7 protein-coding genes are annotated in these 11,714 nt (G+C 67.1%); 1 reads left to right on the top strand and 6 read right to left on the bottom strand.

Annotated elements, in window-relative coordinates:
* Window positions 1–12 precede the first annotated feature (12 nt).
* The 3 genes from fdhF to fdhA form a co-directional block, all read right to left on the bottom strand.
* Entirely contained in the window at window positions 13–2,874 is a 2,862-nt protein-coding gene (gene fdhF, locus CSAL_RS05115; RefSeq protein WP_011506300.1) for a formate dehydrogenase subunit alpha, read from the bottom strand.
* A 12-nt stretch (window positions 2,875–2,886) separates the two neighbouring features.
* A complete protein-coding gene (locus CSAL_RS05110) occupies window positions 2,887–4,605 on the bottom strand; it encodes an NAD(P)H-dependent oxidoreductase subunit E (RefSeq protein WP_043557992.1) in 1,719 nt (572 codons plus the stop codon).
* A 230-nt stretch (window positions 4,606–4,835) separates the two neighbouring features.
* A complete protein-coding gene (gene fdhA, locus CSAL_RS05105; RefSeq protein ID WP_011506298.1) occupies window positions 4,836–6,029 on the bottom strand; it encodes a formaldehyde dehydrogenase, glutathione-independent in 1,194 nt (397 codons plus the stop codon).
* Window positions 6,030–6,296: 267 nt separating this feature from the next.
* Here fdhA and CSAL_RS05095 point away from each other — a divergent pair, with 267 nt between their 5' ends.
* The gene (locus CSAL_RS05095) at window positions 6,297–7,475 is read left to right on the top strand and encodes an MFS transporter (protein WP_011506297.1); all 1,179 of its coding nucleotides are present in this window, start codon (window positions 6,297–6,299) and stop codon (window positions 7,473–7,475) included.
* 45 nt (window positions 7,476–7,520) lie between these two features.
* Here the strand turns inward: CSAL_RS05095 and etfB are convergent, their stop codons facing one another.
* From etfB to CSAL_RS05080, 3 genes are read right to left on the bottom strand one after another with little or no spacing between them, the layout of a single operon-like run.
* A complete protein-coding gene (gene etfB, locus CSAL_RS05090; protein WP_011506296.1) occupies window positions 7,521–8,324 on the bottom strand; it encodes an electron transfer flavoprotein subunit beta in 804 nt (267 codons plus the stop codon).
* Entirely contained in the window at window positions 8,314–9,582 is a 1,269-nt protein-coding gene (gene etfA / locus CSAL_RS05085; RefSeq protein ID WP_011506295.1) for an electron transfer flavoprotein subunit alpha, read from the bottom strand. The genes etfB and etfA overlap by 11 nt, the downstream gene beginning before the upstream one ends.
* Window positions 9,579–11,591: a (Fe-S)-binding protein gene (locus CSAL_RS05080; protein WP_011506294.1), complete on the bottom strand. Its 2,013-nt coding sequence runs from the start codon at window positions 11,589–11,591 to the stop codon at window positions 9,579–9,581. Before CSAL_RS05080 ends, etfA begins: the two co-directional genes overlap by 4 nt.
* Between the last annotated feature and the right edge of the window lie 123 nt (window positions 11,592–11,714).

The raw sequence follows: 11,714 nt of genomic DNA, 5'->3' as shown, positions 1-11,714 counted from the left end.
CACGCCCCCGGATCAGCCGTCGAGCGCCATCGCCACCTCGGCGCGATGCAACCGACTGGCGGCGTACTTGAACTCGGGAATCTTGCCGAACGGATCGAGCGCCGGATTGGTCAGGATATTGGCCGCCGCCTCCAGATAGCAGAACGGCACGAACACCATGCCTGGCTGCATCAAGGGATCGGCGCGCGTCTTCAGGGTGATGCTGCCACGCCGAGTGGCGATGGTGACCGCCTCGCCCGGCGACAGTCCCAGGCGCCCCAATTCCGACGGCGCGAGGCTGGCAACCGCCTCGGGCTCGAGGTCGTCGAGTACCCGGGTGCGCCGGGTCATGGAGCCGGTGTGCCAGTGTTCCAGCTGGCGCCCGGTGATCAGCACCGTGGGATAGTCGTCATCGATGGGCTCATCCGGCGGCAGTGGCCGGGTCGGCGTGAACGTCGCCCGCCCGCTCGCGGTGGGGAAGGCGTCGGAGAACACCACATCAGCGCCGGGAGCATCCTCGGCGGGGCAGGGATAGGTCACCGAGCTCTCGCGTTCCAGACGGGCCCACGAAATGTGATCGAGCGACGCCATGCCCTGCTTCATCTCGTCGAACACCTCGCGCGGGTGCGTGTAATGCCAGTCCAGGCCCAGGCGATTGGCGAGCTGCTGGATGATCCACCAGTCGGGCTTCGCCTCACCGGGTAGCGGCACCGCAGCGCGACCGAGCTGCACCTGACGGTTGGTGTTGGTCACGCTGCCGTCCTTTTCTGGCCAGCTCGAGGCCGGCAGGATCACATCGGCGAACTGCGCGGTCTCGGTGACGAACAGGTCCTGCACTACCAGATGCTCGAGCTTGGCCAGTGCTTCTCGGGCGTGATCGAGGTCCGGGTCGGACATCGCGGGATTCTCGCCGAGGATGTACATCCCCTTGATGGTACCGGCAGCGATGGCATTCATGATCTCCACCACCGTGAGCCCAGGCGTCGCATCCAGCGGCGAGTTCCACAGTTCCTCGAAGGCACTGCGCATCTGGGCGTCACCCACCGGTTGATAGTCGGGCAGCACCATGGGAATCAGGCCAGCATCGGAGGCGCCCTGGACGTTGTTCTGGCCACGCAGCGGATGCAGGCCGGTGCCGGGACGGCCGGTCTGGCCACAGGCCAGCGCCAGCGAGATCAGGCAGCGGGCGTTGTCGGTGCCATGCACGTGCTGGGAAATGCCCATGCCCCAGAAGATCATCGCCCGCTCGGCCTGGGCATACAGCCGTGCAAGCTCGCGAATCAGCTCGGGCTCGACGCCGCAGGCGGGCGACATCGCTTCGGGCGTCATGTCACGCACATAGGCCTTGAGTGCCTCGAAGCCCTCGGTGTGGGCATCGATATAGGCCTGGTCATAGAGCGCCTCGCTGATGATGACGTTGAGCATGGCGTTGTAGAGCGAGACATCGCCGCCGGGCGTGAAACGCACGCTCCGATGCGCGTAGGCATCCAGTGCCTGGCCGCGTGGGTCGAGGACGATCAGTTTGGTGCCGTTTCTGGCCGCCTGCTTGAAGTAGGTGGCCGCCACGGGATGGTTGATCGTCGGGTTGCAGCCGGTGAGGATCACGACATCGGCCTCAAGCGCCTGCATGAAGGAGGCGGTCACCGCGCCCGAGCCGATGCATTCCATCAGTGCCGCCACCGAACTGGCATGGCACAGCCGGGTGCAATGGTCGACATTGTTGGAGCCGAAACCGGTGCGTACCAGCTTCTGAAACAGCCAGGCTTCTTCGTTGGAGCATTTGGCGCTGCCGAAGCCAGCCAGGGCATCGGGACCGTGCGCTGCCTTGAGGTCGGCGAGTCCGCCGGCGGCAAGCTCCAGCGCTTCTTCCCAGCTCGCTTCGACGAAATGGGTCAGTGGCTGAGCCGGATCGAAATCGGGATCGAGCCCCTTGAGCACCCCCGGTTTGCGGATCAGTGGCGTGGTCAAGCGTGACGGGTGCCGCGGATAATCGAAGCCGAAGCGGCCCTTGACGCATAACCGGTTCTGGTTGGAAGGGCCCTCGCGCCCTTCGACGAAGAGAATCGCGTCGTCCTTGACATGGTAGGTGAGCTGGCAGCCCACGCCGCAGTAGGGGCAGACGGAATCGACGCTGCGGTCGGCCACCCGGGAATCGCCGCGCCCCGCTTCGTCGACCAGGGTCGCCGGCATCAGTGCCCCGGTCGGGCAGGCCTGAACGCACTCGCCGCAGGCCACGCAGGTGCTATCGCCCATGGGGTCGTCGAAATCGAAGACGATCTTGGAAGCCGCGCCGCGATGCGCCATGCCGATGACGTCATTGCCCTGGACCTCGCGACAGGCACGCACGCAGAGATTGCACTCGATGCAGGCGTCGAGGTTGACGTTCATGGCCGAATGGCTGGCGTCACGGGTCGACGAGGCGCGCCGCGAATGCTCGGGAAGGTGCACATGGTGCACGGTGGTCGCCTCTCTCTCGGCCCGCGCCGGTAGCCGTCGGCGCACCCCCGTGGCATCGATGGCCAGTTGATCGGCCATGGCCCAGAAGTGGCTGGAACGGTCGGGACTGTCGTCACGCACCGGCTGGTCGACCAGCAGCAGCTCCATGACGCCTTCCCGCGCCGTGCGGGCCCGCTCTGAACTGGCGCTCTTGACCACCATGCCGGGGGCGGCCTCGCGCAGGCAACTGGCGGCCAGGGCACGCTCGCCCTCGATCTCCACCATGCAGGCGCGGCAATTGCCGTCGGCGCGGTAGCCACTGGCATCCTTGAAGCACAGGTGAGGAATGCTCTCGCCGGCACGCTTGGCCACCTGCCAGAGCGTCTCCCCGGCAGTGGCGCTTACTGCCACCCCGTCCAGGGTCAGGGTGAAGCTTGTGTTCGAGCATTGCTTGCTCATGCCATGTCTCCCTTATCCCTTGACGATCACGTTCTGGGCGGCGAGTTCACCGCGGAAGTCCTTGAGCAGCCCCAGCACCGGATTGGGCGCTGCCTGCCCGAGGCCGCAGATGGAGGCATCCATCATCACCTGCGAGAGGCGCGTCAGGGTCGCGGCATCCCATTCGTCGCCCTCGAGCAGAGTCAGCATCTTCTCGGTGCCCACCCGACAAGGGGTGCACTGACCGCAGGACTCGTCGGCGAAGAAGGCCAGCAGATTGGTGGCGACGGCACGCAGATCGTCCTGGTCGGACAGCACGATCACCGCCGCCGAGCCGATGAAGCAGCCGTACGCCTGCAGGGTGTCGAAGTCCAGCGGCACGTTCGCCTTGGACGCCGGCAGGATGCCGCCCGAGGCGCCGCCGGGCAGGTAGGCGACAAGGCGATGCCCCTCGGCCATGCCGCCGCAATATTCCTCGATCAACTCCTCGAGGGTGATGCCCGCCGGAGCCAAGTGCACGCCGGGGTGCTTGACCCGGCCGGAGACCGAGAAGCTGCGCAGCCCCACCCGACCGTGGCGGCCCTGGCGCGCGAAGGCCTCGGCACCGCGCTGCCAGATCAGCGGGATCCAGTAGACGGTTTCCACGTTGTTGACCAGCGTGGGACGATCGAACAACCCTCTCTGGGCGACGAAGGGCGGCCGATGGCGAGGCTTGCCGGGCTTGCCCTCCAGCGACTCGATCATCGCCGACTCCTCGCCGCAGATATAGGCACCGGCACCGCGCCGCAGCACGATATAGTCCGGCACCACCAGGCCCTCGTCCTCGAGCTCGGCGATCGCCTCGCGCAATACGCGGTGCAGGCCCGGATACTCGTCGCGCAGGTAAATGTAGAGCGCCTCGGCTTCCACCGCCCAGGCACTGACCAGGGCGCCCTCGAGGAAGCGGTGCGGCGAGCGTTCCAGATAGACGCGGTCCTTGAAGGTGCCGGGTTCGCCTTCGTCGGCGTTGATGGCACAGTAGCGCGGCCCCGCTTCCTGGCGCACGAAGGTCCATTTCTTGAAGGTGGGGAAGCCGGCGCCGCCCAGGCCGCGCAGATTGGCGGTTTCCAGCGCCTGCATCAACGCCTCGACCGTGACGCGTCCCGCGTGGCAGTCGGCGAGCAATGCATAGCCGCCCTCGGCGCGATAATCCGCCAGCCGCTGCCAGAGAATCGCCTCGGGATGGTAATGACCGGTATCGATCACCGAGGCCACCCCTTCATGGGTGGCGAAGCGCACGTGATGATGCCCCACTTCCACCACCGGCGCGGTGTCGCAGCGCCCCATGCAAGGGGCTCGCACCACCCGGACCGCTTCCGGATCGACGCCGGCCGCCAGCTTTGCCTTGAGCGCCTCGGCACCGGCCAGCCGGCAGGACAGCGAATCGCAGACCCGGACCGTCACCTCGGGCGGTGGCGACTGATCGTCATGGACCACATCGAAGTGAGCGTAAAAGGTCGCCGTCTCGTAGACCGCGGCCATGGGCAGATTCATGTAGGTGGCAAGCGCGCGAAGCATCACCAGCGAGAGGTGGCCCTGGGCATCCTGGATGGTGTGCAGATGCTCGATCAGGAGATCGCGGCGTCGCCGTTCACCGTCCTCGCGTTCGTCGCCGAGGAGTTGGCGAAGCGCCGCCAGGGCGACGGGGGGCAGGTCGCGTCCGCGGAGCTTGTTGCGAAAGCGACGCTTGGGAGTGAGAGTCTCGACGGTCATGGCGTGCTCGTTGTTATCGGTAGGCACTGACTGGCCCGGTAAAGCGCTGCCGACGTGGCGGACCGCCATGGAAGACGCCTTCCGGGTACCGGCTGCCCCGCCCTGAAGCGGGCGCCTGATGGCATATTGGCACCCGGGCGGGGCGATGTCGGGTAGACCATGGTGTCAGTCGCGAATGGCATGCATGACGGCACTGGCCGCGGTCCTGCACCGGGGCCAGCGCCAGCCGCTCAGGCGGCCACGCTGCCGTGCGGATCGATGACGAATTTCTTGGCCACGCCGCCATCGAAATCCGCATACCCACGCGGCGCATCGTCCAACGAGATGATCTCGACGTTGACCGCATCGGCGAGGTTCACCTTGTCGAACAGGATCGCCTGCATCAGTTGCCGGTGGTATTTCATTACCGGGCACTGACCGGTGTGGAAGGAATGGGACTTGGCCCAGCCCTGCCCAAGGCGCATCGAGAGGTTGCCGTGCCGCGCTTCCTCACTGTCCGCGCCGGGATCTTCGGTGACGTAAAGTCCCGGAATCCCGATCTGGCCACCGGCCCGGGTGACGTCCATGCAGGCATTGAGCACCGTGGCCGGCTGCTCATGGGCATGATTGTGGCCATGGCAGCGCGCCTCGAAGCCCACCGCATCCACCGCCGAGTCCACTTCGCGTTCACCGAGGATCGGCTCCAGCATGTCGGGCATGGGCGTGTCCTGGCGCAGATCCAGGGTCTCGCAACCGAAGCTCTTGGCCTGATCGAGACGCTGCGGGTTCATGTCGCCGACGATGACGCAGGCGGCTCCCAGCAGCTGGGCGGAGACCGCCGCAGCCAGCCCGACCGGTCCGGCACCGGCGATGTAAACGGTGCTGCCGGGGCCGACACCGGCGGTGGCGCAGCCATGAAAACCGGTCGGGAAGATATCGGAGAGCAACGTCAAGTCGCGGATCTTGTCCATGGCGATGTCGCGATCGGGGAACTTCAAGAGGTTGAAGTCCGCATAGGGCACCATGACGTATTCGGACTGGCCGCCGACCCAGCCGCCCATGTCGACATATCCGTAAGCGGCACCCGGGCGAGCCGGATTGACGTTGAGGCAGATGCCCGTCTGCCCTTCCTTGCAGTTGCGGCAACGCCCACAGGCGATGTTGAAAGGAACCGAAACGATATCGCCGACACTGACGAACTCGACGTCGCGACCGCACTCGATGACCTCGCCGGTGATCTCGTGTCCCAGCACCATGCCGGCGGGCGCGGTGGTACGCCCGCGCACCATGTGCTGGTCACTGCCGCATATGTTGGTGGTGACGACCTTGAGTATCACGCCGTGCTGGCACTTGCGATCCCCCAGCGCCAGCTCGGGAAAGGCAATCGGCTGAACCTCGACATGGCCGGCGCCCATGTAGATGACGCCACGGTTGGCTGTGCTCATGGCTCTTGTCCTTTGGTTTTATAGGGAGAGGCGTGGCGACGAGAACGCCACTCTTCGACCATAGCCTTCTTGTCGGCGCGGACTGTTCCCAGCGAGTCATCGCCATGTCCAAACGAGACATTGCCGTGCCCGCCATGCCCTGGTGACCGTTCGCGCTCGTGCCATGAGCGCGACTTGTGACGGTCCCGAGGGCGTGTTATTCAAGCAATGAGAGAAATACGCCCAGCCCGGGGACGTTGCCGCCGCCCACCACCACCGGAGTTCACCATGGAGGCCTCGACCGCCACCGCCTCGCCTCGTTCCCCGTCCTCTCCCGCTCGCCTGACCGGCATGAGCTGGGCGCACTTTCTGAACGACGGCGCCGCCAATTACCTGCCGGGCGTGCTGCCGGCGATCCTGATCTCGCTCAATCTCTCGGTGGCCCTGGCGGGCACGATCATGGCGGCCTTGCTGATGGGCCAGGCCTTGCAACCGTTGGTGGGGCTCTTCGCCGACCGTGTCGGCGGTCGCGTCATGGTGGCCCTGGGGCTTGCCGGTTCGTCGCTGGGCGGCGCCCTGGTGGGCTTCGCTTCCGGCTTCTGGCCGCTGATCGGCATCCTGGTGATGATCGGCATTTCCAACTCTTTCTTCCATCCCCAGGCGCTGGCCGGCATTCGCCAACTGGGCGGTGAACGCCCCGGTACCGCCATGTCGGTGTTCATGGTCGGCGGCGAGGTGGGGCGAGGTGTATGGCCGGCCCTGGCGAGCTGGGTAGTGGTGCAATGGGGCCTGGAATATCTGTGGCTCCTGGCCCTGCCGGCGCTCGCGACGCTGCCGTTCATGCTGCGCTGGGCGCCCCGCTTGCCACCCCGCGCCGCGAACGCCACGCCCATCGCCTGGCGCCGGCACGCCGGCCCCCTGTCACGCCTGGTGGCGTTTTCCACCCTGCGCTCGCTGATGATTCTCTCGGTGGTAACCTATGTGCCGCTGATGTGGACCCAGGCCGGCGGCTCTCTCACCACCGGGGCCGGCTTCATCACCGTCATGCTGGTCGTCGGCGTGATCGGCAACCTCGGCGGCGGGCGGCTCTCGGATCGCTTCGGCCGTCGTCCGGTATTGATGGTCGCCATGAGCCTCTCGGTCATCATGCTGGCGGCCTTCCTGCTGGCCGAGGGCCTCTGGCTGTGGATCGTGCTCGGCGTGCTGGGAGTCAGCCTGTTCGCGACCTTGCCGCTGGGCATCCTCATCGCCCAGGACATCCTGCCTGAAAACCGCTCGCTGGGGTCTGGCATGGCGCTGGGCCTGTCCAATGCCCTGGCTGCGCTCGGCGTGATGCTGCTGGGGCCCGTCGCCGCGCATTGGGCACCCGTCGCGCCGCTGTGGGTGGCCCTCGCGGGTGGCATCGTCAGCATCGTGCTGGCCAGCGGCCTGCCCGAGCACGAGCGTACTGTTTCAGCCCGGCGCTAATGCCGGCGCGAGTGCCGGGCCTCGAGCCGGCGCTTGCACTGCCCCTCAACGCAGTACTTCTTCGTCACGCAGCAACGTCAGGATCGCCTCGGCGCCTTGCGTCGGGGTCACGTCCGTCAACACCTGCCCGCCAGTCCCCTCGGCCTTGGCGGCGGCGGCCTTGAAACGGTCCCGCGCCGAGGCGGCCTTGACGATCTTGAGACGCTTGGGGCGTGGACGTGCGGGCTGCACTTGCCATGTCGCCCATTCATCGTCATTGCACACCTCGCCCGCCGACGACTCCAGCGTGCCGCGCCGGGCAGGCCCATAGGCGCTCTGACGCGGCGTCGGGGCCGCGTCATCGACGGTGACGATGGCCGGCAGGCGGATCTTGAGTCGCCGCCGCTGACCTCGCGGCAGGGCCTGCAGCAAGGTCGCCATGCCATCCTCGACGCTCTCCACCGCCGCCAGGCCGCTCACCAGAGGCCAGCCAAGACGCTCGGCAAGCAGGTACGGCAACAGGCCCGATCCCTCGCCCCGTTCGGCACGCTCACCGGTGATCACCAAGTGAGGCGATGTCGCATCCAGTGCTTCCGCGAGCGCGGGCAGCACATCGGCACCCTCCGGTTGCTCGATCAACGCCAGCTCGGAAAACCCCATCCCCAGATAGCCACGCAGTGCCGCTTCGCTGCTTTCGTTGCATTCACCGGCATGCAGCAAGCGGACCTCGGCATCCGCCAAGGAACGTGCCAGTTCCACGCCACGGGCATCCTGGTCGGCACGCCGCACCCGGCCGGTCAACGGGTGACGACCGATGGAAACCAGTACCGTCACTTCGAGTGCTGGCGTCATGGCAGATTCAGGCTGCATCGCGTTTCTCCTCCCGCGCTTGCGACACCAGGGTGACCAGCGCTTCGAGTATCTGGGTCGAATCCCCGATCACCGCGAGATCCGCACGCTTGATCATGTCGCAGCTCGGGTCCATGTTGATCGCGATCACCTTCTCGCACGGCTGGATTCCCTGCAGATGCTGGATGGCCCCGCTGATGCCCACTGCGATGTAGACGCGCGCCGTGACCCAGGTGCCCGTGGCACCCACCTGCCGATCGCGCGGCATGTATCCCTCGTCCACGGCCACGCGCGACGCCCCCTCGGTGGCCCCCAGCACGCTTGCCGCACGGTGATAGGCGTCCCAATCACGCACGCCGTTGCCGGCGGCGAGGATGAACTCAGCCTCGGACAAGGCAACGCTGGCGGGATCGACACTCACCTGCCCCAGATCCTGGATACGCGACAAGGTCGACGGCAACGGCTGGGGCAAGACCAGTTCGGCGGCGGTGTGGCGCGTTTCGCTGACCGGCTCGGCACATTCGGCCAGGGCCAGGGCGATGCGCGGCAAGGGGCGTCGAATATCCAGCGACCCGGCCGCGCCCCGGGCGGTGCATTGCCAGCCCGTGGCCGACTCGGCATCCGCCTCGACCTGCCAGATGCCCGTCGCCGGTCGCTCGCCGAGACGCGCCGCCAGGCGCCTTCCCAGCTCTCCGCCGCCCAGCTTGGAATCCGGCAGCAGCCAATGACGTGGCGTCCAGGCCTGCTCGACCGTGATCAGGGCCCCCACACGCGCCTCGGGGGCGTAGCCCGCGATCTCCGGTGAGTCGAGATGCAGCAGACGGTCGACGCCCGCCTCGCCCAGGTTCGTCTCCTTGTGGGAGCCAAAGACCACGGCCAACACGGCCCCCTGTGCCGCGGGATCGGCATCGGCGAGCCGGCGGGCCAGGCCGAGCAGATCCTTGTCATGCCCGCTCAGGCGACCGCCGGTCATGTCCGGCACTACCGCGACCAGGAAAGCCGGCTCGGCGATCTCGGTCAATGGCTTGTGCCCGGCGACCGACGCCGATGCCTTGCCACCGCCCGCGCCCTGCTGCGTACCGCTACGGTCGATACGTTTTATGCCATTGGGGCCGATGAACCCCACCCGATGTGGATTCTTGCGCATCAGACCATTGGGTCCCGGCCACTCGCTGGTCGCCCCCTGGCCCAGCGCGGCGAGCACCTCCTCGTGGCGAGGGTGAAGGCGATTGCGGGCGATCCATTCCTGGCGCGGATCGCGACGCGGTAATTGACTCATGACAGCACCTCCTCCGTGGCCTGCGAGGCCGCAGTGTCATGCGACGCGGGTGTCGCCGGTGGCGTGTTATCCAGCGCGGCGGCAACCATCTCGGCGATGTCCTTGACGGCGGTCGCCTCGTTACCCGCCGGTGGGACAACGCCTTCGAGCATGGCCGTGCATTGCGGACATCCCACGACGACCTGCTCGGCCTGAGTCTCGCGCACGTCGCCCATGCGCATGTCGGGGATACGCTGCTTGCCGGGAACGTCGGTGATCGGCGCGCCACCGCCGCCGCCGCAGCAACGCGAGCGGTATCCCGAACGCTGCATCTCGACCAGCTCCATGCCCAGGGCGCGCAGCACCGCGCGCGGTGCTTCGTATTCACCGTTGTAGCGGCCCAGATAGCAGGGGTCGTGGTAGGTCACGCGCTGCGCCTGTCCCGGCGCCAACGGCAACCGCCCGCTTTCGATCAACTGATTGATGAAAGTGCTGTGATGCCATACCGGGTAGTCGGCGTCTTGCCCTTGCGGATAGAGGGCGCCGTATTCGTTCTTGAGCACGTGAAAGCTGTGCGGATCGCAGGTCACGATACTCTCGAAGCGATATCGCGACAGCGTGTCGATATTGCGCCGCGCCAGCGACTGAAAGGTGGCCTCGTCTCCCAGACGGCGTGCCACGTCTCCGCTGTCGCGCTCTTCATTGCCGAGCACCGCGAAATCGACGTCGGCAGCACGCAGCACCTTGATCAAGGCACGCAGCGTGCGCTGATTGCGCATGTCGAAGACGCCATCGCCCAGCCACAGCAGCACCTCGGCGCGCTCCACGTCGGCCATCAACGGCAGGTCGAGATCCGCCGCCCAGTTGAGTCGTCCCCCGGGATCGAAACCGCCCGGGTTGTCGGTGGCGATCAGGTTGTCGATGACCTCGGCGCCCTTGCCGGGCGTCGCGCCTTCTTCCAGGGTCAGGTGGCGGCGCATGTCGACGATGGCATCGACATGCTCGATCATCATCGGGCACTCCTCGACGCAGGCGCGACAGGTGGTGCACGACCACAGCGTCTCGGCGTCGACCAGGGCGGTGCCCTCGCGGGCGACGATCGGCCCGTGGGGGTCGCCGGCGTGCTCGCCGACCGGCTTGCCCGGGTATGGACTGCCGGCGTAGCGGGCGTCACTGCCGCCGACCATGCCCACCACCATGTCCTGCACCAGTTTCTTGGGATTGAGCGGCTGGCCGGCGGCGAAGGCCGGACACACCGCCTCGCAGCGACCGCACTGCACGCAGGCGTCGAAGCCCAGCAACTGGTTCCAGGTGAAGTCGGCGGGCTTCTCGACGCCCAGCGGCGCGTCGGCGTCGTCCAGGTCCAGCGCCTTGAGCCCGGTCGAGCGGCCCTCGCCCCCGCGCTTGTCCGAAAAGCGCGCCGGCCGGCGATGGAAGGCCAGGTGCAGGGCGCCGGCAAAGGCGTGCTTCATCGGCCCGCCCCATGTCATGCCGAACACCAGCTCGGCCAGGCCCCAGGCCACCACGGCAGCCAGCACCAGCGCGACCAGCCAGCCACCGGCGTCGGCGGGCAGCACACCCACCGCCGGCAGGGTAACCACAAAGATGCCCAGCGAGAACGCCATCAGACTCTTGGGCAAACGCATCCAGGGCCCCTTCGACAGGCGCGCCGGAGGATTCCGCCGACGCCGGGCGACGAACAGGCTGCCTGCGAACATCGTCGCGCTCGCCGCCAGCAGCAACCAGCCCAGGACGCCCTCGGCAAGGCCCAGGCCATGGACGACGATCGCCAGCCCCATGGCGGCGACGAAGCCGCCGGCGGTGGCGACGTGAGTGTTGGACATCACCTTGTCGCGCGCCACCACGTGGTGCAGGTCGACCAGATACCGACGCGGTACCGCCGCCAGACCGCGGAGCACGGGCACCGGCGATGGCCGCCCCTGACGCCACAGGCGAATGCGCCGCACGGCGCCGATCGCCGCCAGCGCCAGGGCGGAAAAGATCAGGATCGGCAGGAGGATATCGAGCATGTCGGCTCACCTCACGAACATGGAATTGTTATCGGTGCGGCTCGTGCTTCCTGGGTGGGAAAGCGTCATGAGCGACGGCCAGGTTAGGCGAAGGTCGACGAGTCAGCGCAGTGGACTGGGTGT

Source organism: Chromohalobacter israelensis DSM 3043, from assembly GCF_000055785.1.
In the GTDB taxonomy this organism is placed as follows: Bacteria; Pseudomonadota; Gammaproteobacteria; order Pseudomonadales; family Halomonadaceae; genus Chromohalobacter; species Chromohalobacter israelensis.
The sequence above is the reverse complement of the archived record's forward strand: the minus strand, read 5'-3'. Positions and strand labels throughout refer to the sequence as shown.

What these genes read in the sequence shown, in the direction of transcription:
- fdhF (WP_011506300.1), bottom strand. Translation starts at nt 2,874, where the DNA reads ATGAGCAAGCAATGCTCGAACACAAGCTTCACCCTGACCCTGGACGGG.
- etfB (WP_011506296.1), bottom strand. Translation starts at nt 8,324, where the DNA reads ATGCAGCCTGAATCTGCCATGACGCCAGCACTCGAAGTGACGGTACTG.
- CSAL_RS05110 (WP_043557992.1), bottom strand. Translation starts at nt 4,605, where the DNA reads ATGACCGTCGAGACTCTCACTCCCAAGCGTCGCTTTCGCAACAAGCTC.
- etfA (WP_011506295.1), bottom strand. Translation starts at nt 9,582, where the DNA reads ATGAGTCAATTACCGCGTCGCGATCCGCGCCAGGAATGGATCGCCCGC.
- CSAL_RS05080 (WP_011506294.1), bottom strand. Translation starts at nt 11,591, where the DNA reads ATGCTCGATATCCTCCTGCCGATCCTGATCTTTTCCGCCCTGGCGCTG.
- fdhA (WP_011506298.1), bottom strand. Translation starts at nt 6,029, where the DNA reads ATGAGCACAGCCAACCGTGGCGTCATCTACATGGGCGCCGGCCATGTC.
- CSAL_RS05095 (WP_011506297.1), top strand. Translation starts at nt 6,297, where the DNA reads ATGGAGGCCTCGACCGCCACCGCCTCGCCTCGTTCCCCGTCCTCTCCC.